This window comes from Scopulibacillus daqui (assembly GCF_016908855.1).
GTDB lineage: Bacteria > Bacillota > Bacilli > Bacillales > Sporolactobacillaceae > Scopulibacillus_A > Scopulibacillus_A daqui.
Map to the genome: position 1 here is coordinate 43,586 of NZ_JAFBER010000019.1, position 19,342 is coordinate 62,927.

Consider the following 19,342-nt stretch of genomic DNA (forward strand, 5'->3'; position numbering starts at 1 on the left):
AGACCCATTGGTTCAAGTGACGGCACCGGTACCGGCTCATTTTTATGAAAGCCAATATTTCTTTTAGCCGCCGATATAAGACATTTCGATTTTTCTTTTCTTATCGTCTTGTATATGTCGCCGCTCTTTAGAATATTGATCCGATCGGTGCTGCCATAATTCTTCAATCCGCTCCAATAACATGTCATCAGACTCGCCGTTGCGCAAGGGATTTCTTAAGCTGGTACCGTACGAAGAAAATAAACATGTATAAACCGAACCATCCGCGGATAACCGCGCTCTTGTACAACTTGAACAAAAAGCATCAGAAATTGAAGAAATAATGCCAATTTCTTCACCCGTTTCTTTTATACGAAACCTTGAGGCGACTTCTCCGAAATAATTTTGATCTAAAGGCTCAACTGTATAAAATTGTTTGATCTTCTCTAAAATTTCTTTTTTGGTCAATACTTTTTTTAATGACCATTGATTCGAATTTCCAACATCCATAAATTCAATAAAACGCAAAATGTGCCCCGAACCTTCAAAGTGTCTGATCATATTTATTATTTCATCATCGTTCACATCCTTTTGTACCATCATATTAATTTTCACTTCTAAACCGGCTTCTTCAGCCGAAGCAATACCCGTCAATACAGAAGATACAGGAATGCCTTGTCCGTTAATTTTTCCAAACCGTTTATCACTTAATGAATCAAGGCTGACGGTCACCCTTTTTAACCCGGCATTTTTCAGCTGCTTTGCCTTTTTAGGAAGCAATACGCCGTTTGTCGTTAAGGCGATATCTTCAACTTCCTCTATCCTGGATAATTGGGAAATTATTTTGTCTAAGTTTCTTCTTAATAACGGCTCACCGCCAGTAATGCGAATTTTTTTTACACCGGATTTAACAAATAATTTTGACAATCTGATGATCTCATCATCAGTTAATAGCTGGCTTTTATTCAGAAAAGGATAGTTTTTATCAAAAACGTCCTTTGGCATACAATAAGTGCATCTAAAATTGCATCGATCGGTCACAGAGATACGCAAATCCCGAAGCGGTCTATGAAGCTTATCCTTTAACAATGATTGCATCCGTGCCATTTTCATCCCCCTTTACTGGTATCATAACATGCCGGACCCAACATGAATATGAAACAAACAAATAAAAACGGGCGAAAATTCGCCCGTTTTTATTTGTTTCGTTTTTTTAATATTTTGTTTTTGGCTGAATGATAATAATGGGAGCAAGCATTTGGAATCAGACCAAACAATTCATTCTTAAGAGGCTTTCGATATTGGCGCTTTTCTTGCCTTATATTTTTTCTTACTGTTCTCGGCTGTTCCATATACTGAACGAATTGTTCAGTCAAAAATTTCACATAATCATTTGATTTCATAGAATCACCTATTTATGTTGTGCCCAACAAAACGAATATCTATTCAAAAAATGAGTCATTTCTGTAATGATCGTATCGACACTCTTCATCGTTGTATTAACTGTATAATCCGCTTCTAAATAATAGGGCAGACGCGCATCAAGCATATTCACCACTGTCTTATCTTTATTTTTTTCAAGGAGCGGACGTGTCGTGTCATCACGCAGCCGCCTTAAAATGACCTTAGGATCGCAATGCAAATAAATCACGATGCCATTTTCCTTCATAAAACGCCGATTTTCTTGACTATTAATGATACCGCCGCCAGTTGTTACAATCGCATGTTTCAGCGATAAGCTTTTAAGAATCCGGCTTTCATATTCCCGAAAGCGCACTTCGCCGTCTTCCTTAAAGATATCTGAAATTTTTTTCTGGCATATTTCCTCAATCATCTTATCGGTATCAACCACAGTCATCGATAGTTCTTCGCCAAGCTTCTTGCCGATTGTTGTTTTGCCAGCTCCCATAAAACCGGTTAAGTAGATTGTTTCACCTGTCATTGTCCTTCCTCCCATTTCACAATGTGACCTTGCTTTATATCAAAATGAAACGTTTGCTTTTTCTTTATCGCCCTTTTTTCTAATGTCATAGCAACCTCTACAACATCATCATTTATTTTTCTCGTCCGGTATTTGACATCTCCGGCGGCATAATGCATGCTCCCTTTTTTGGGAACATTCTTTTCTGTTATTTTTGCCGTTATATCGGTTCTGGCTAATTGACCTAATTCTCCAAATTCAAATAAGCTGATTCTCTCTCTAAGAAAATCGCGGTCTATTTCGGAGATGAGGATAACATGAAGAAGGAAAAAGGTAAAAATGGACACGACGATTACAGCTAATGGCAAAATAAACCCTTGCTGTTTCATGGCTTTTTCCTCGTATGAATAACCAGAGAAGCGGCCCAATGATTTTCTTTCCCGTTGAGATCCTTAACTATTATGGTTACCCTGTCTTTTTTACAGAAAAACTTTATATTGGAAACTTGCTGAAGAACAATATCATAGCCTTTTCCCTCTACCTGGCGAAAAACCCTTTGACGCGACTGCTGATATGACACCCGGTCGCTGTCTTTATCCAAATAAAGCTTATTGTGTTTACAGTCCAGCGATGAGGATTGATGAATTTCTGATGTAACCTGATGAAAAAAAGTATACACTTCTTTGCTATTCGCTTTAAGCGGGTTAGATCCTTTTTCAACACTTGTCATGATTAATGTTAACATAAAAGCAGCTGCTCCTAACGCACTAACTGCCAACATCATCGATAAAAGGGTAAAACCATTTTGATTTTTCATCTTTTTGCCTCGGCACATTGTTTCAACATACGTTCATTGCTCCCTTTCCATTGGACACAGACGCTTAAATGGTTCTTTTCTATTAAATGCGAAGTCAGCAAAAATATCTTTCCATGATCATTGATTTGTTTGGGAGGCACTGTATCATTTAATTGCCAGTTTAATAGTTGGTCATTTAAGATATTAATCGCCCAATGCGTTTCACTGATACTCATCTTCTCTGTATAGACACGGGAAGCCATTGGAAAAAGAGTCAGCACTGCGACAACAATCATTAACAGCGCATACATGGCTTCCATTAAAAAAATACCGCTATTGTTTTTCAAAGTAATACCTTCCTTGTCCCAGTAAAAATACTAGTCTGTACTTCTTTTTTCCCAACTTTAGAAATATCGTACCTGTCTTTTGAATGTGTCCGTTTTTTAAAAAGGTTATTTTTTTCCCTTGAGTCCCTTTTTCAACTTCAATATCCTTATCAAAATGAAAACTTTTAATGTCATTTCCGCCTTCTTGAATCTTGACGAGATGATTTTGATCATCAATCAGCACATTTACAGTTTTTCCTTTTGCCATTGCCGTTATTTGCGCTTGATGCAATGCTTCCTTCAATTGATTTACAAAATAATCAAGCGATTGTGTTTGATGGACAGATGAGAACTTAATAAAAGATATAGGAATAATGATGAAAGCAATTGATGCGACAATCAAAGTTTCGATTAAAGCAAAGCCTTCTTGATTCATGATTTCTTTCCGGATTTGACCACTTTACCATCACTGTCTAACACAAGCTTGCTTCCATCGGGACAACTAATGCTGTCTACATATCCTTCTGTTTTTAAGTTTTCAAGGTTCGCTAGTTTGGCATCATGATCCATATTATAAGCTGCAACTTGTCCATTGACTAACTTTATCGTTGCCTGGCAGCTTTTTGATTCTACAATTTTATTGCTTTTTAACATGCTTGGCACAGCAATTAACAATAAAATTGAAATAATCATCAGTACAATCATCATTTCTATCAGAGTAAAACCATCCTGGCTATGTTTTATCCATTTCACCTGAAACATCCTCCTCATTTTATAATCCGTTCATAACGTTGAATACCGGTAACATAATAGACAAAAAAAGCAGCGAGACGAGCAAGCCGATAAACACAAGCGTCATTGGCTGTATCACGGCCAGCCATGTTTTTGTTTGTTCCTCCATTTTTCTTAATATTAGGCCGCTGTAGTCAAAGAGAGCCGCGCCAAGCATGCCGTTCAATTGCCCGTTGTAAATAACGTGAGAGAATTCCTTAACATAAAAGGGCCGGGACTGGATGGCTTGTTCTAAGCGTTCTCCCCTCTTTAAATCAGATTGCATTTTAATGGCTTCATGTTGGAAAAAAGTCATCAGTTGCTGTTCCGCGAGCGTTTTTAATGCTTCGTTAATAGACATTCCTGTTTTAAGCAAACTGCCAAAATGAAAGGAAAAATAATGGGTTAGATAGAGGCGGGTATAGATGCGTAAGATTGGTATATGAAGCAGAATAAAAATTTTCTTGTCAGGGGATAGCCGATGATAGAGGAACAAGATCAAAGCAACAGCAGAACAGGCGGACATCAGAATAAAGCCTCCGATTATCAGCAAATGATCGCTGACTAACAATAGAAGTTTACTGAACAACGGCAATTCGATGTCCATTGACTGATACAGCCTTTGAAAACTCGGAAATAAATACTGCGAGATCAAAAACATCATCATCATAAACATCCATAACAAAAATAATGGATAGCGGAGCAATTTTTGCATCGTTTCTTTATGTTCTTCCCGCTTGCTAAGCATTTCGCCGCTTTCACAAAGACCATTGGCCAATTGACCGCTTTTTTCAGCATAATAAATGAAACTGCAAACATCATTTGGGAAAGATAAATCATTCAATGCAAGATGAAGGGGGCAGCCTTTCTGCAATAAACCAAGCATTTTGTCTATAAGCCTCATCACTGTTTTTTTCTGATGATAGCCTTGCAGTTTAATGGCTAAATGCAGGGGATATCCTTGACTGAGGCATTTTCCGGTATTTATTAAAAAATGGGCACGGTCCTTTTTGCTCCATTTATGGGTAAACATAATGATCACCTTGCTGTTTTAATGGCATCTGTTTCGGAATGTAGCCTGCAGATATGCCTTGCCTTATAAAATCATCTAATGTTTTAAAGGACACGCGTGTTTTTCTCTTTTCATTAGTGAGAATGTCATGTAAAGACATTCCGGCCAAAATCTCGAAAATCCCTGTTCTTTTAGGGTGACCGCGGTTCAGACAGTCCGGCTTGCAAACCGCCCCGCACATGGGACAATGAATCATAACGAGTCTTTGGGAAATAACGGCAACTAAAGTTTCCTTTAAATCAAAACGGGGAATACCTAATTCTATAAGGCGTTGAATGGTTCCCATTGTATCCGATGCATGGACTGTTGAAAATACTAAATGCCCGGTCAGACTCGCTCGTACAGCGATTTTAGCGGTTTCAAGATCTCTGATCTCTCCTACCATAATCATGTCTGGATCATGCCGCAATATAGCCTTAAAGCCGTCGGCATAGTTAAAATTCGCTTTTTCATTTACTTCCATTTGAACGAATGATTCATGCTTTTTTTCAACGGGGTCTTCTAATGTTATAATCCGGGAGTTGTAACTTTTTTGTGCGGCGGAAAGAAGTGTGTAAAGCGTGGTTGTTTTGCCTGAACCTGTTGGACCCGACAATAATATTAAGCCATTGTCATAGTTGAGAAGAGACAATAATTGTGATGTTGACTCAGAAAAAATAGACAAATCGGCCACCTTAAGTTGGCGGTTTTGCGGCAATAAGCGGATAACCAAACTCTCATCATACGCGGCAGGCAGCGTTGACAGCCTTAGGTTAACTTTCTGATTATTTATCGTTAAGGTCATCGCACCGTTTTGCGGCCTTCTTCTTTCACCAATATCCATGCCTGATAAAAACTTAAAGTGTGAAATGATTCTTTCGCTGAATGCTTTCGGGAGGATCTCAAGTTCATAAAGATGACTGTGAATGCGGAGTTCAATAAGCGTGTCGTTCTGGCGGGGAATAAAGTGGATATCTGAGGCTTCTATGCTGCAGGCTTCGCAAAGTATTTGCCGCCCCTTTTCTTCTACTCCATCCAATTTGGCACCTTCTTTCTATTTGGTTACGCTAATTATTCGCCTTTAACAGACAAAATCCTTCTTTTTTTTAAAAAAAATAATAAAAAAATCAAACCATCGGCACCGCCTCTTTAAAACGGTTTACTTTTTGCTTAAAAACATTTACAATATACTTTTTTAAACTTATAATAATATTAAGAAAATTAGTTCTCTAAAGGAGGGACAGAAATGCCGAACATGTATCGAGTGCTTGGTTTTTTCACTGCGGCTATAGGGGTAATGGCTATGGTTGGCGACCTCTGGCCAATGGCTCTGCTATTCTATGCGCAAACAGTCTTCTTCTTTGCTGTCAGCTTTTTGAACTTATCTGAACGTGTATATATTTATATCTTTGGTGCATATTTAACATTATTTTTTGTCGGTTTTACATATTGGTCCGCCTTTATGATGATGCCCGGCAAAGGCTAATCGCTGAAGAGAAAAAATAATTATTCATAAATGAAAAGACGCCGGGAAGGTGAAGTGTCCCAGCGTCTTTATTTTATCGCTTTATAGATGCGATAACCTAATACTCCCCGATATTTATCCATTAATTGAATGTGGTCCCACCATACCTCAAATGCTTCAAGATCAAGATGATTTGAGAAGTTAAAGGTTGACACATCACTAATACTTTGAGGTCCGGCGATTATTTTTTCGCCGCGGATAACATCAACTTGCGAAAAACCCGCCTGATTAAATTCATTTATCCATTCATTTACAGTTAACAACTTTGTGGCGCCATAAAGATTTTGTATCTCTTGAGCGTCTTTCTCTTCCAGCGGTTTCTCAACTGTCATCTCTATCGCTAATGCTTGGCCGCCCGTTTTTAATATGCGGCAATATTCTTTTAACGTTACAGGAATGTTCGTGAAGACAGTGACTGATTCAGATAAGATCTTGTCAAAACTTTGTTCTTTAAACGGCATTTTCTCTACATTGCCTTGGATGATTTGAAAAGGAACGGATGAATTTTTTGATCTTTCCTGAGCCTTTCTAACCATTTCCGGGTGCAAATCTATTCCTGTCACATCACAGCGATACTTATTCGCGATATAAAACGAAGTCTCGCCTGTACCGCAGCCAACATCTAAAATTTTTTCATTTTCTCCAAGCTGTACATGATAAAAAAGCGCCTCGGTCAGCGGTTTTCCTCCAGGATGAGCACTGCTAATGCCCATTTTTGCCAAAAAATCAATGTATCTACGATTATTCACAATTGCCTCCCCTTTACCCTATTAATCAACATATTTTATGTAGAGTGAGGCAAAGGGGTTCATACACAGCATTCTAAAACAAATACAATCACTTATGATGAAGTTCGAACTCAAATGTTATAAAAAAGGGTTAGTATCTTTTTCATTTTTAATGGTTGTTTCAAAACCATGGCCCGGGGCTACGATCGTTTCTTCTGGCAACAGCAAAAGCTTTTGGTGAATGCTTTCTAATAAAACTTCTTGATCGCCTCCATATAAGTCCGTGCGGCCGATGCTTCCATAGAATAGTGCATCACCGGAGAAAATAACTCCCTTATCTTTAAAATAAAAGGATACGCTCCCAGGAGAATGTCCTGGTGTTTCTAATACCTTGAAACGAAAAGAGCCGATGGACATCTCTTGTTCAGAACCAATTATTTCCTCAGACGGCTTACAATGGTAATTCTCCACAATCGGGAAATGAGCGGAGCCATTCTTTTCCGGATCTTGTAACCAATCAGATTCATTAATGTGTAAATACGCAGGAATTTTCCATTTGGACCGTACTTGATCAACTGCGCCAATGTGATCAAAATGGGCGTGTGTTAAAAGAACCGCCAATGGTTTTAGGCTATTTTCTTCAATAAAGCTGACAATCTTTTCGTATTCATCGCCCGGATCTATAATCAAGGCATCTTTACTTTCATTTTCAAGGATATAACAATTGGTTTGAATAGCGCCTAAAGGTATTTGTGTCCACTTCATTCTTCTGCCTCCCTTTTTATAGAGCTATTTTATTTTTTTGTGCTTGACTAAAGTATAAACAATTTAAATAACCTCGACAAACGAATCATAAAAAGGTAAAATATGAAATATAATTAGGTGAATTTTTAGAATTGTTTGGGAGGTGATATTTCGTGGCCGTCGGCATTATTTTTTTGCTTATTGCTATTCTTTGTTTGATCGGTGCCATCAGGGCGTTTAAAAGCAGAAATTTCTTTGGAGCGGGATATGCTGTTATCACACTCGCTGTATTCGGCTGGTTTTCTATTATGACCATTATTGATGTTCTTAATGGCGGCGGGGTTCAAGTCGGAAGCTGATAAATAACGAGAGCAGGGAGCCTATCATCTGAGCCCCTGCTCTTTCAATTTAAAGATCTTCCTACATATATAAACCCGCCAAAAAAATCCCTAAACTTCTTTGGTAGATTTCATCAAACTGTTTCAAAGAGAGAGGATTTTTGCCCTTGCCCAATTCGACAGTAAAACCCGGGCGCTGCCATTCTTGCTCAAACCAATCTTTGTAGCCTGCCGTACTGTCTACGTATCTGACTGGTTCATAACCGCTGACTCTGGCAAATTCTTTAACAATTTTCTCTGTTTCTGGAGGTTCATGTTCTTTATATCCCCAATAAATGACTTCACCTTGCGTATGAAAGGCCAATACACGATCAAATTGACGTTTTCTTGTCAATTCTGACAAAGCCTTTGCCTCTGGTTCAGACAGCGGCTTTGTACCAGGATAGTCCCTCGGCGACGGGGCCTGCTCTCTTCTTTGCTGTTCAACTTCCCAGTCGGCAGGAAATTGATCATTCAAGTCAACACCGCGAATGTTTGCCTTCCACCCGTTAAAATCATTTTGCCCTTTATTTAATTCAAATACATTTTCCCGATATTCGCTTTCCGGAGCCGGTCCGTTCAATACTAAATCAACACCATCTGGATTCACCATTGGCACAATAGACAACGTGACATTATCATAAAACGGCGCTACGCTTAATCCGCGAATCGTCCGGCGGTTAGTTAAGGAAACGAGATAATCATTTAAAAAAGTCATAATGACCGGTGTCGTGATCCATTCGTTTGCATGAAATGATCCGTTGTAATGAACACGCTTTTGGCCATTTCCCAAACGGATTTCATACAATGGCTTCCCCTCAACCGACTGGCCGATGATTTCCTTCTTTATAAATGGATAAACGGCCTCCAAACGCTTCAAATCCCGGACCAATGTTTCATAATCGTATTTCCTTCTGCCTTTGACAATTGATTTTTCAACCCTTAAAGGTAAATGGATCGTTTCGCCAACGTGAAGGTTTTCTGGGTCTATGTCTTTATTTAATAATAACAGGCCGTCAAGAGGCAAACGCCTTTTTGTAGCAATTGACCAAAAGCTTTCCCCTTTCTCCAATGTATGCTTATGTCTGATATAACCCGGGATGGCAACAGTCTGTCCAGGTGTCAAGTTTTCGGGATTAATCTTTGGGTTGCTATCTATGACCAATTGCAGCGGGACATCAAACAATTGGCTGTAGTACCACAGGGTATCGCCCTCTCGAACATTAACGTTCATTATTTCCCCCTCCTCGTCTTTTCCTATATCTATCCTATGAATGGTCTTGATAAAAATATGAGAAATGAAACAAGGATATAACGCGGAGAGGGACTTATTGTTTTTATCCCGGAGGCTTTACAGCTTTGTCTTAGCTAACCATGCCGCTCCAATTATACCTGCATCATTGCCTAATTGAGCGGCGACTATTTCCACACCTTCATTAACTCTAGGGAGAGCATACATTCTAAAATAATGTTTAACAGGATCCAGCAGCGTATCCCCTGCTTTGGAAACGCCCCCGCCAATCACTATTTTTGCAGGGTTCATTACCGTAGCAAAGTTTGCTAAGGCAAACCCTAGATGGAAAGAAGCTTTTTTCACTACGGCCATCGCCAAATGGTCTTGTTCTTTGGCGAAATCGAGAACATCTTTAGAACTGATATCGCCTTCTTTATCATACTTTTTCTTCAAGCGGCTTTCAGGGTGATCCTTAAATCCTTCAATGGCCATTCTCCGGATAGCAGTGGCAGATGAAACGGTTTCCAGACAGCCGGTCTTGCCGCAATTGCAGAGCACACCGCCTTTTAATACCGCCGTCGTATGGCCGATTTCCCCGGCCATGCCATTGACACCGTGAACAATTTCGCCATCAGTGATAACACCGCCGCCGACGCCGGTTCCCAATGTCACACAAAGCACATCTTTGGCGCCCTCGCCGGCTCCTTTCCACATTTCGCCGATCGCAGCTATGTTAGCATCATTATCTACGATAACCGGCAGTCCGACTGCCTTTTCTAATTCATCTTTAAGCGGATAGTTTTTCCATCCGATGTTTACCGAATGGTAGACAAACCCCTCATCTATTTCTAAAAAGCCAGGGGATCCCATGCCGATGCCTTTAATATGGTCTTTATCTTTTTGATGTTCTTCAATTTTTGTTTTTATGCTTTCGCTAATATCTTTGACTATATTTTCTCCATTGTTTGTTGTATCAGTTTTTATGTTCCATTTATCAATGATTTGTGCTTCATCATCAATAAACGCCATTTTAACGGATGTTCCGCCTAGGTCAATACCTATATACCATTTATTACTACTCATTATCAAACCCTGCCCTTATGTCTTTCTTGATACTTAACAAAACTATTTTAAACGTACACCTTTTCTATTTTCCTAAAATATAAAGGAAATGTCCAGTCATATAACTGAGCATTTCCTTTAAATATCAGGATCCTTTGTTTTTAATGAGACAGGACGGCGATTTTTTGCGGAGCATCGAAGTCCTGAAAATCACATCTTCCATACTTCCAAATCACTATCTTAAGATTTGCTTCAGCATTTATCTCAGCATATGCAGTTGTTTCTTCATATTTATGATGAACCGGCATATTTATAAAAGCACCTTAGACCTTGAGTCATGCGGTCAGCTGGATGGTCTTAATCGATGCCTTATCCCCTCTTTACCAAAAACAGCATTGACACATTCTTTTCGTTTCATACACTTTGCCAATCATAACTGACAACCGTCCATGCATAGAATGGGACAAGGAGGCAGTTTGTCTTTATAGGGGGCATTTTATGAAAAAATACAGATCTTTTTTCTTTATTGTTGCATTGTCATTTCTAGTTGCTTTCTTACTATACTATTTTACAAGACATTCTGACTTGGAAGAAAGCATCACTTATTTTCCGGAAGATAGTGAATTAAGTTATATTTATAACAAAACAACACTAACAATCGAGCCCCAAAACCAATCAAAACCATTTAAGATTTTGTGGCAAACGGGGTCAAAAACCAATCAAAAAGTTTATTTGCGCGAGGATGTCTCGCTGTTGTTTAAAAATGGCCGCTTGGCTTCTATTCTGTCGAAATGGCGCAAAAATGCCCAAACTATTCATCAAGAAAAAACGCTCAGTTTTCATGACAGCGGACATTTCGAAGCGATAACGATTCATCATGCCGAGAAACATACAAATCAAAACGTTTATACAGGAAAAGATATCATGTCCTATGATCAAAGATATGTGATGGCGCCGAAAAACCAGCCAATATCATTTTTTAAAGTACCCGTCACACCTGAGGAATTGGGCTGGTATCACGTTTTAGACAGTGCGGTTAAGCAGGATCAACAAGAAATACTGGAAGAAGCTTCTAAACAGTTTCATATTCATCTGGCATCGTATTATATTTTTCCATTAACATATCTTCATATTTATAACCAGAATACGTTGCCGGGATTAGACAAAAAAACATCCCATAGGGCTGTTAGTCAACTATGGGAAGGATTATATAAAAACTATATTTTAGGCATCAAGCTTAAGGAAAACCAAACTGAAAATCCAATCGGCAGTTCTGTGCCATTCATTTTATATGATAAAAACAGCACTCATTTTTTAATTATTACTAAGACCGCAAGCGGAAAATTAGCTTTATTCAAACAGAAAATAAAAGCCTAACTGATTTCAGTTTCCGTGCTGCGACTTTTAAAAAACAGATTCCATAAATTTTCTTTTATACGGTCTGACTGGGATAGAATAACATAGCCAAATCCGGCCATGGCAACAATTAGACGAAAAATTCTATGGCGTCTATGATAAACAAAGCAGCTTAACAGCATAATTAATATTAATCTGACTATAGGCATTCTCAACTGCGTCACCCTCCTTAAGTTTAATATGAATGAAAGAGGGCTATTTTATACCTTTTTATCACTATCATAAAGATGCGCCATTTCGGAGAGATCGGCTTTCGTATTAATGTTGCAGAACATTTTCGATGGAAACCCTGCTTGCTCCGGATAAACAAGACACGTATTCACCCGTTCAAATAAGGCAGTCATTTTCAATTGTTCCTGCTTTAATAAAAGCTCAATATGCGGCAGGCAGCTTCTATGATAAACCGCTGCTGCCGGCTGTTTATATCCTTTAACCGAAGGTATCAAACATTGATTTTGCTGTTCTCTAAGAACCTGATCTTTCAGATACCTGACGAAGGCCGGTGTTATACCGGGCATATCACAAGGTAAAATCATGTACCATGAAGCCGGAATCTCTTGCATCGCTGTATATAGTCCGGCAAGAGGTCCTTTGCCGGAAAATGCAGGCCTGTCTTCAAAGACTTCACCTATATTAAGACTTTGAAATCGGCTGATGAATTCAGAACGGGTGATAACCATTGTTTTCTCTGTTTCAGCTTGTAAACTTTCGTACGTATACATAAACATCGGTTTATTTTTATATGGATAGAAAGCTTTGGGCTGGCCGAAACGCCGAGAAGCACCTCCGCACAAAAGAACGCCTGCAATATGATACGCTCTCATAACAGCATCACCAAAGCCCCCAGCAAACCTCCAAAAAGGGAGGAAAGGAAATTAACAAAACCGTTTGTCATCCAATAGTATCCATGCTGCCATTCTGTTTTCATATTGCAATGAACCGGCTGATCCGTATAAGAAGAGCACTTGCGGCAATAATATTGCGCTTGCAGCCATGCGCCAAGAAATGTGTCTAATAAATTGCCTAAATAGCCTGCGGCTGTAAATAAAATAATATAAAACAAAAAATGGTTCATTCCTATACTTGATAACCAAACAGCCGATATCAGAGCAATGGCAAATGAACCAATGACAGAGGCTGTTGTTCCTCTGATCGTTACAGCACCTGATAACCCCCCGGTCACCCTTCGTTTTAATCTAAAATGAAACGGCCTCTCACGACTTGTCTTGCCGATCTCTGAAGCCCATGTATCTGAAGCGGCTTCAACAATCCCCCCTATAAAAACACCATACCAGACTTGTGAGGGATGAAGCAGAAACAGTACAGCAGCTATAAATGGAATCCCGCCATTAGCGGCCACTTGCCAAATCGTTCTTTTCGGTTTTTCGAATTTATGACTCGTTTTTAGAGCACTTCCGATCAGACTCGATGAAATAAAGAAAACAAAAATGATCGCGAGTCCCGGCAAACCAAATGCCAGGATAATCGTGATTCCAATCACCGTCATCCCTGCTGCACCTGCCAATGTCAATAGATCTTTCTTATATGACATCCATCCTGCAGCTGCTAAGACAATAAAATATAAACTAATCATGAACATGACATCACATAAGTCGGCGTCACAATTTTTTGGACAGGCATGTCATGCGGCTCTTTCGGGATGTTTTCTTTAATTTGAACATCGAGCGCGAGGGATATTGTATTCCCATTATAACCCTCTAAAAACCGGTCATAATAGCCGCCGCCAAACCCTATCCTGTACCCTGCTTGATCAAAAACTAAGCCGGGAACGACAACTAGATTTAGTTTTTCTTTCCTTACAGCAGCTGTTTTGTCCTCAATAGGCTCCAGCAATCCGTAATAAACCGTTTCTAATTGGTCATATGAAGTGATTTGTCTAAATACCATTTGCTTAGACCTTGGCAAGCATTTCGGGACAACAACTATTTTTCCTTCTTGCCACGCCGCCTCTATTATTGGCCGAGTTTGAATTTCCCTGTCTCTTGATATAGTCAAGCCAATGACCTTAGCATGCCGCCATTCATCTTGCTTAATAAGATTGTTTTTAATGGCAAGGCAGTCATTTTTAAAGTCTTGATCTGATAGTTGTTTTAAAGCTGTTAATGTTTCTTTTCGCAATCTCGTCTTCTCGTTCATCACACATCCCCTTATCTTCTGATTGACTCCTCTATTCAAAATTAATCTTTACCATGCGCCATTGTCAAATTAATGGTTTCCGCTTTAATACTAGAATGCGGTCTATTCTTTGGAAAATAAGCGCATTGCCCTATCAAATAAAAGATTTAATACATAGAGTATCATATGCTTCCTACAGGGGGTGAGATAATGGGCTTCTTTGGCGGCTACGGCAGATGCGGATGCGGCTATAGCTACGCTGGCTACGGCTACGGCGGCGGATTTGCATTAATCGTCGTTCTCTTTATCTTGTTAATTATTGTTGGTGCAGCTTACGTTTATTAATTTAGAAGATGCCTGGCATTTCTTAGAATGTTCCCATGGCATACAATATATCAATCATTAAAAGGCGCCCTTCAACAGGGCGCCTTTTAATGATTGACAAAAATAAACGCCGAGTCCACATACATTCGGCGTTAATATTTTAATTATTTTGTTTCGCGATGAAGCGTATGTTTTTTGCAACGCGGACAATATTTCATTAATTCGATGCGTTCAGGATTTTTACGTTTATTTTTTGTCGTAATGTAGTTACGATCGCGAGTTTCAGTACATTCAAGTGTTACTTGTACGCGCATGTGTATCCCTCCAATACTATGATTGTCATTGCAATAAGCACTATATGATTTTATCAAATAAAAAGATTTCCTTCAAGCTGAAAATAAGCCATAGGCAAAACTTCTGAAACCATGAGGCAATCGGTTATATTAACTGACAGAGGATGCGGCCGGCATTTTTTGAGAAATATCTCCAGTTTTCGACCGTTCCCCCTTTTTCATACGGCTAACTTATGATATAAGTAATGAGTAGACCGAAATATTAGGAGGCGTAGTATGGGTTATTTAATATTAGTTCTTGTCGTCATTGGTCTCGTCATTCTAATTGTTTCTTTTTTCAAGGAAGACAGCTTTAAGCAATTAGAAGACCAAATTGAAAATACCTCTGTTGGAATGATACAAGAACTTAATCAAGTAAAGAAAAAAGTTCGGATTTTAGAAAAAGAACTATTAATCGAAGATCGCGAAAGATAAAGGTGATTATTTATGACAAAAAGAGGCATGCGGGGCTTTGCTGCAGGGATGCTTGTCGCTTGCGGCATTATAGCCTTCTTTTACTATCAGATTTTCCAACCGGCAAACGGCGGAAAAACAAACTCAAGCGAAACATTAACATCGAAAAATGTTCATAAATTTTTACTTGATCATCATTTAGTTGCTGTTGACCAGAAAGAATATCATCATTTGCAGAAATCTAAACCTCACAAGAACAATAAAGTGATTTACCGGACGAGACTATACATAACATCAGGCATGTCAACTGAGGATATTGCCGGCAATCTACAGGAATTTAAAATCATAAAAAATAAAAAAGACTTTCTTAAATATCTCAAAGAGCACAATCTAGAAGAAAAGATACAACCCGGCCATTATGATCTCGGCAACAATATGTCTTTAGCAGAAATCGTCAATAAAATAACCACGTAAATGTTAAGAAACAGCTGTATTTGATGACTGGAAAACATGAAATAAACAAACGCCCGCTTAGTGATAAGCGGGCGATTTGTTATTTAAGATGATTGATTTTTGCTTCCTTTTTTTTGAAGGTCGAAATAATCATCAATAGCATCTTTTGCGATGTCTAAGTTAATTTCTGCCGTCTTAATATTTGGAACCACAACTGCGACAGCAACTTCCGGATTTTTGGACGGTGCATAAGCTACAGCCGTCTTATTATAAAGATTCGGGTCTTTTTCTACGTCAATTTGCGCTGTACCTGTTTTGGCTGAAATATCGTGCGGATCAGATCCTAATTTTGCGCCAGTCCCTTGCGGGGAATGGGTAACCAAATGAAGACCTTCGTGTATCGTATCTAATTGCTCCTGAGTATTATTAATGTGATTTAATACTTTTGGATCATAATTATAAATTTCCGGCCCCAGCTGATCAGGGTCTTTTCCAGGTGCATGAATTGATTCAAGAAAATGCGGCGCAACCCGGTTTCCGCCATTAGCAATCGTTGAAATATATTGAGCCAGCTGCAGCGGTGTATAAGTATCAAATTGTCCGATGGCAAACTGCATAATCTTACCTGGCTCTTCCGGAATACCGCCCGTATAGCCGATGCTTTCATATGGCAAATCAACACCGGTATTTACACCTAATCCAAATTGGCTGTATACCTGTCTCAATTCTTCAAAGGCTTTCTTATAACGGTCATTATAGAAAACGCGTACGTTGTAGCCGTTGCCGTTATTAGAGAACTGGAAGCCGGCCATTTTACCTGCTATTGTACCCATATAGATGTTAGAAGAATGTTCCAAAGCTGTTGCGGCGTCAACATAGCCGATGTTAGGCTTAAATGATTTAAAGGTGCCTCCGCCTTTAAAATGAATCGGCATATCCATGATCGTACCAGGCAAAGCATTATATTGGTAACCAGCCGAAACAGTTGCACCTTTAACAGCTGATCCAACCTGGAACGAACTTAGTGCTGTTTTATAAGATGTATCATCGAATTTTCCTGTTTTCGGATTATATGTTCGGCCTACCAGCGCAAGCAGCGCACCCGTTTTCGGATTTGTCACAACAGCATACGCACTGTCTGTACCTGCATACTGTGAATAAGCCTGCATAATATGTTTTTCCATCTGCTTGCCTAATTTGTCTTCGAGATCACTGTTGATCGTCAGTTGAATGTCATCACCCCGACGTCCTTCAGTTTTCTTAGGGGTATCGATTGGGTGATTATTTTTTGTCGTAAAGTCGAGGATCGTCGGTATACCGCGCAAGGCGTTTTCATATTGTTCTTCTAAATTGCTGACCCCTACTTTTGAGTTGCGGTTATAACCCTCAGCCAAGTATTGATCAAGTTTTTCTTGAGGAATATCACTTACTTTTCCAAGGTAAAAACGATTTCCGTTCGGATAATCTCTTGTTGAATCCACAGAGGTTTCAATCATGCCGTCGAATTCATTTAAATGCTCGCCTATAAGCGCTAATTCCTTTTCACTTAGTCCTTTTTTAATCGTATGCGGATTTAAAGTAGTCGATTGATCGAGTTCATGTTTAATCGCAATAACCTGCATTTCCTCTTTGGTGATCGACGACAGGTCTTTTTTAGTAATTTTATCTAAAAGCGCATTATATTCTTTCTGCGGATCTTCTTTATATTTGTTCTGTTCACTTTTCGTGAGCTTTTCATCATAGGCATTCTTATGGGTAAGAATCCAGTAATCTTTCATATCACGTTCAGTAACTTTCTTTGTGTCCATTGTTATATACTTGGAAAGCTTACGGGCAATTTTCAAATTATCTTCGCTGGAAGTGCCCGGATGCCTAATATATACAACAGCCATCTCCGCTTTATTTCCGGCTAGAACCTTGCCGTTTGTATCAACAATTTTCCCCCTCGGCGAATCCAGCTTCGCCTTAACATGCTGTGTTTTTTCGAGTTCGTGCTTATAATCTTCGCCCTTAACAATTTGGACAACGCCAAGTCGTAAGATTAAAATTGAAAAGGCCAAAAACACCGAAAGAAACAGCATATTCAAACGAAAAGGAAGATTGCTTCTGCCTCTCTTTTTATCTTTCCCCATCCAATTCACTCCATCACGTGTTAACGATTGTTGTACTCTCCCAAAAATAAGACACCTTGTCGTTTGATGTCTTATATTTCGCTGTTCCTATTTTACTTTAGTTTAAAATGACTTGTCAAAGCTTTATACAGTCGAACCGCTTTCTCCATCGCGAATTTTCTTTGGCGAATCAGCCGTTAGTTGTTTTGAACTGTCATTTGTTAAATTTATGTGACGTATCCAAAAGTAAACCATTGGATGGCCCAACCCAATGATTAACAATAAGCAGCGTAATCCTTGTTCATCTTTAAATAATAATACAGCCGCCAAAAACAATAGAATTGAGGTGATTCGTCCGCTGTTATAAAAAATTTCCCGAACAACGACATACTCTATTCTCATAGATGCTGAACGCCACCCTTTGCCAATAACATCAAATGTCAACGATCCGTACGGGACAACAAGGGCAGGATAAGCTAAGGCAATTAAAACGGCATAGATCATTAAATTTTTATAATTCAAATGAAAAATAAGCAAAAAAATAGCCGCATAAAGAACTAGTCCGCTGCACAAAATCGCTTGAATCCTCTTATCTGGTTTAATCAGCCTTGAAACCAAATAGTAGCTGATCAGCATGACGCCGGATTCAACAAAGCTGTAGGCACCTAATGACATTTCGCTTTTAGTTGTAATAAATACCCAAATCACAATAATAAAAGAAAAAGTACCTTCTCTGCAACCTTGAAAAAAGTGTGCATTAAGGATGTACTTCCAATTATCGTTATTTTGCCGCTCTTTTAAAATGCGTTTAATTTGAAACTCGCCTTTGGCATGTCTTCTTTTTATAAAAAAACTTACCGCAACAGCACAGGTAAACAAAAATAAAGAGATTGCAAAAATGACTTTATAACCTATTTCGTCAACCATGGAAGAAATAATCCAACCGGCTGTTAAAGGCCCAGCCATACCAGCCAATGATGATAGCAGACCTAAAAATCCATTAAAAAAATCCCTCGTCTTTGGCTCTGTAATTTCAAATATCAAAACATTAAATGCCAGCCAATAAAACCCGAATCCAATGCCGATTAAGGCGCCTAATAAAAGCAAAAACTGTTTGGCATGATTCCCCAAAAGCAATACCGTGATAAAAAAAACCGCCAACGAAATGACACCAAGCCTCATGACAATGACACGGTCAATTTTTTTTGCCCATCGGCCGGCAATAATAAAAGTCAAAGGCTGAAATATGACGATCATTAAATTATATAAGCCAATATCAATCAAACTTTTCGATTGCTTCCAAATGTATACATTCACGAAAGTATTAGAAAGAGCAATACTCAAATAGTACAGACCGCCAATGAGCAATAAAAGTAAGAGATCTTTTGGAATCTTTTCTTTCCCGGTTATTTTGCTTAAAACGCTCATCTTCCTAACCTCCCTTACTTTTGGACAATGTTAGTGTGTGTAATTGCCTCCCCGTTATTCGAAAGACAAAAGCCCGCCAGCCGGCGAGCTTTCATTCCGCAAATAAAAAAAGCCCGCATTGGTGGTGACCCCCAAAAGTTAGAGTTTTAATTATGTAGCTGTTTGGCTGGTTTGAGCTCGGTATTGTACTGGGCTTAAACCAGCCAATTTTACT

General features: G+C 39.0%; 26 protein-coding genes and 1 pseudogene. 6 read left to right on the top strand and 21 right to left on the bottom strand.

Features of this window, described 5'->3' with window-relative positions; translation table 11 throughout:
• Window positions 1–63: 63 nt before the first annotated feature.
• The 10 genes from moaA to comGA form a co-directional block, all read right to left on the bottom strand.
• A complete protein-coding gene (gene moaA, locus JOD45_RS12495) occupies window positions 64–1,086 on the bottom strand; it encodes a GTP 3',8-cyclase MoaA (protein ID WP_380898689.1) in 1,023 nt (340 codons plus the stop codon).
• An 89-nt stretch (window positions 1,087–1,175) separates the two neighbouring features.
• Window positions 1,176–1,382, bottom strand: coding sequence for a YqzE family protein (locus tag JOD45_RS12500; RefSeq protein WP_205004233.1), 207 nt, complete (start codon window positions 1,380–1,382; stop codon window positions 1,176–1,178).
• Window positions 1,383–1,390: 8 nt separating this feature from the next.
• The gene (locus JOD45_RS12505) at window positions 1,391–1,921 is read right to left on the bottom strand and encodes a shikimate kinase (RefSeq protein WP_239549262.1); all 531 of its coding nucleotides are present in this window, start codon (window positions 1,919–1,921) and stop codon (window positions 1,391–1,393) included.
• Window positions 1,918–2,289, bottom strand: a complete 372-nt coding sequence (gene comGG, locus JOD45_RS12510; RefSeq protein ID WP_205004235.1) for a competence type IV pilus minor pilin ComGG — start codon at window positions 2,287–2,289, stop codon at window positions 1,918–1,920. The genes JOD45_RS12505 and comGG overlap by 4 nt, the downstream gene beginning before the upstream one ends.
• Entirely contained in the window at window positions 2,286–2,717 is a 432-nt protein-coding gene (gene comGF / locus JOD45_RS12515) for a competence type IV pilus minor pilin ComGF (RefSeq protein WP_205004236.1), read from the bottom strand. The genes comGG and comGF overlap by 4 nt, the downstream gene beginning before the upstream one ends.
• On the bottom strand, window positions 2,714–3,043 hold the full coding sequence (locus JOD45_RS12520; RefSeq protein ID WP_205004237.1) for a hypothetical protein: 330 nt from the start codon (window positions 3,041–3,043) through the stop codon (window positions 2,714–2,716). The genes comGF and JOD45_RS12520 overlap by 4 nt, the downstream gene beginning before the upstream one ends.
• The gene (gene comGD, locus JOD45_RS12525; RefSeq protein WP_205004238.1) at window positions 3,030–3,458 is read right to left on the bottom strand and encodes a competence type IV pilus minor pilin ComGD; all 429 of its coding nucleotides are present in this window, start codon (window positions 3,456–3,458) and stop codon (window positions 3,030–3,032) included. The genes JOD45_RS12520 and comGD overlap by 14 nt, the downstream gene beginning before the upstream one ends.
• Window positions 3,455–3,775, bottom strand: coding sequence for a competence type IV pilus major pilin ComGC (comGC, locus tag JOD45_RS12530; RefSeq protein ID WP_380898697.1), 321 nt, complete (start codon window positions 3,773–3,775; stop codon window positions 3,455–3,457). The genes comGD and comGC overlap by 4 nt, the downstream gene beginning before the upstream one ends.
• Before the next feature lie 19 nt (window positions 3,776–3,794).
• Window positions 3,795–4,826, bottom strand: a complete 1,032-nt coding sequence (comGB, locus tag JOD45_RS12535; protein WP_205004240.1) for a competence type IV pilus assembly protein ComGB — start codon at window positions 4,824–4,826, stop codon at window positions 3,795–3,797.
• Window positions 4,813–5,883 carry a competence type IV pilus ATPase ComGA gene (comGA, locus tag JOD45_RS12540; protein WP_205004241.1) on the bottom strand — a complete coding sequence of 357 codons (1,071 nt, stop codon included), beginning with the start codon at window positions 5,881–5,883 and terminating at the stop codon, window positions 4,813–4,815. The genes comGB and comGA overlap by 14 nt, the downstream gene beginning before the upstream one ends.
• A gap of 207 nt (window positions 5,884–6,090) precedes the next feature.
• Here comGA and JOD45_RS12545 point away from each other — a divergent pair, with 207 nt between their 5' ends.
• Window positions 6,091–6,330, top strand: a complete 240-nt coding sequence (locus JOD45_RS12545) for a DUF2626 domain-containing protein (protein WP_205004242.1) — start codon at window positions 6,091–6,093, stop codon at window positions 6,328–6,330.
• A 68-nt stretch (window positions 6,331–6,398) separates the two neighbouring features.
• Here JOD45_RS12545 and JOD45_RS12550 read toward each other — a convergent pair whose 3' ends face one another.
• Together JOD45_RS12550 and JOD45_RS12555 are read right to left on the bottom strand one after the other, a co-directional pair.
• Window positions 6,399–7,118: a methyltransferase domain-containing protein gene (locus tag JOD45_RS12550; protein ID WP_205004243.1), complete on the bottom strand. Its 720-nt coding sequence runs from the start codon at window positions 7,116–7,118 to the stop codon at window positions 6,399–6,401.
• 117 nt (window positions 7,119–7,235) lie between these two features.
• Complete coding sequence (locus JOD45_RS12555; protein WP_205004244.1) at window positions 7,236–7,862, bottom strand: MBL fold metallo-hydrolase; 627 nt, start codon at window positions 7,860–7,862, stop codon at window positions 7,236–7,238.
• Between the two features lie 152 nt (window positions 7,863–8,014).
• On the opposite strand from JOD45_RS12555, the gene JOD45_RS12560 reads away from it, so the two are divergent.
• A complete protein-coding gene (locus tag JOD45_RS12560; RefSeq protein ID WP_205004245.1) occupies window positions 8,015–8,200 on the top strand; it encodes a DUF2759 family protein in 186 nt (61 codons plus the stop codon).
• 61 nt (window positions 8,201–8,261) lie between these two features.
• Here the strand turns inward: JOD45_RS12560 and JOD45_RS12565 are convergent, their stop codons facing one another.
• From JOD45_RS12565 to JOD45_RS12575, 3 genes are all read right to left on the bottom strand, one after another.
• On the bottom strand, window positions 8,262–9,452 hold the full coding sequence (locus JOD45_RS12565) for a M14 family metallopeptidase (protein ID WP_205004246.1): 1,191 nt from the start codon (window positions 9,450–9,452) through the stop codon (window positions 8,262–8,264).
• A gap of 117 nt (window positions 9,453–9,569) precedes the next feature.
• Complete coding sequence (locus tag JOD45_RS12570; RefSeq protein WP_205004247.1) at window positions 9,570–10,535, bottom strand: ROK family glucokinase; 966 nt, start codon at window positions 10,533–10,535, stop codon at window positions 9,570–9,572.
• A gap of 140 nt (window positions 10,536–10,675) precedes the next feature.
• The gene (locus tag JOD45_RS12575; RefSeq protein ID WP_205004248.1) at window positions 10,676–10,822 is read right to left on the bottom strand and encodes a hypothetical protein; all 147 of its coding nucleotides are present in this window, start codon (window positions 10,820–10,822) and stop codon (window positions 10,676–10,678) included.
• Between the two features lie 190 nt (window positions 10,823–11,012).
• Here JOD45_RS12575 and JOD45_RS12580 point away from each other — a divergent pair, with 190 nt between their 5' ends.
• Window positions 11,013–11,891 (top strand): hypothetical protein, encoded by an 879-nt coding sequence (locus JOD45_RS12580; RefSeq protein ID WP_205004249.1) that lies wholly within the window; start codon window positions 11,013–11,015, stop codon window positions 11,889–11,891.
• A gap of 239 nt (window positions 11,892–12,130) precedes the next feature.
• On the opposite strand, the gene mobA is transcribed toward JOD45_RS12580, so the two are convergent.
• The 3 genes from mobA to JOD45_RS12595 are packed head-to-tail and all read right to left on the bottom strand — an operon-like array spanning window position 12,131 to window position 14,087.
• Window positions 12,131–12,754 (bottom strand): molybdenum cofactor guanylyltransferase, encoded by a 624-nt coding sequence (gene mobA / locus JOD45_RS12585; RefSeq protein ID WP_205004250.1) that lies wholly within the window; start codon window positions 12,752–12,754, stop codon window positions 12,131–12,133.
• A complete protein-coding gene (locus JOD45_RS12590) occupies window positions 12,751–13,530 on the bottom strand; it encodes a DUF92 domain-containing protein (protein WP_205004251.1) in 780 nt (259 codons plus the stop codon). Before JOD45_RS12590 ends, mobA begins: the two co-directional genes overlap by 4 nt.
• Entirely contained in the window at window positions 13,521–14,087 is a 567-nt protein-coding gene (locus JOD45_RS12595; RefSeq protein ID WP_205004252.1) for a 5-formyltetrahydrofolate cyclo-ligase, read from the bottom strand. Before JOD45_RS12595 ends, JOD45_RS12590 begins: the two co-directional genes overlap by 10 nt.
• A gap of 246 nt (window positions 14,088–14,333) precedes the next feature.
• Between JOD45_RS12595 and JOD45_RS16615 the strand changes: the two are divergent.
• Window positions 14,334–14,411, top strand: a pseudogene (locus tag JOD45_RS16615) (YjcZ family sporulation protein); the annotation flags it as partial.
• A 143-nt stretch (window positions 14,412–14,554) separates the two neighbouring features.
• On the opposite strand, the gene rpmG reads toward JOD45_RS16615, so the two are convergent.
• A complete protein-coding gene (gene rpmG / locus JOD45_RS12605) occupies window positions 14,555–14,704 on the bottom strand; it encodes a 50S ribosomal protein L33 (RefSeq protein ID WP_205004254.1) in 150 nt (49 codons plus the stop codon).
• Between the two features lie 255 nt (window positions 14,705–14,959).
• On the opposite strand from rpmG, the gene JOD45_RS12610 reads away from it, so the two are divergent.
• Window positions 14,960–15,157 carry a hypothetical protein gene (locus tag JOD45_RS12610; RefSeq protein ID WP_205004255.1) on the top strand — a complete coding sequence of 66 codons (198 nt, stop codon included), beginning with the start codon at window positions 14,960–14,962 and terminating at the stop codon, window positions 15,155–15,157.
• Between the two features lie 12 nt (window positions 15,158–15,169).
• On the top strand, window positions 15,170–15,610 hold the full coding sequence (locus tag JOD45_RS12615; RefSeq protein ID WP_205004256.1) for an endolytic transglycosylase MltG: 441 nt from the start codon (window positions 15,170–15,172) through the stop codon (window positions 15,608–15,610).
• An 83-nt stretch (window positions 15,611–15,693) separates the two neighbouring features.
• Here JOD45_RS12615 and JOD45_RS12620 read toward each other — a convergent pair whose 3' ends face one another.
• Together JOD45_RS12620 and JOD45_RS12625 are read right to left on the bottom strand one after the other, a co-directional pair.
• The gene (locus JOD45_RS12620) at window positions 15,694–17,721 is read right to left on the bottom strand and encodes a penicillin-binding transpeptidase domain-containing protein (protein WP_205004257.1); all 2,028 of its coding nucleotides are present in this window, start codon (window positions 17,719–17,721) and stop codon (window positions 15,694–15,696) included.
• Between the two features lie 123 nt (window positions 17,722–17,844).
• Window positions 17,845–19,128 (bottom strand): MFS transporter, encoded by a 1,284-nt coding sequence (locus tag JOD45_RS12625; protein WP_205004258.1) that lies wholly within the window; start codon window positions 19,126–19,128, stop codon window positions 17,845–17,847.
• Between the last annotated feature and the right edge of the window lie 214 nt (window positions 19,129–19,342).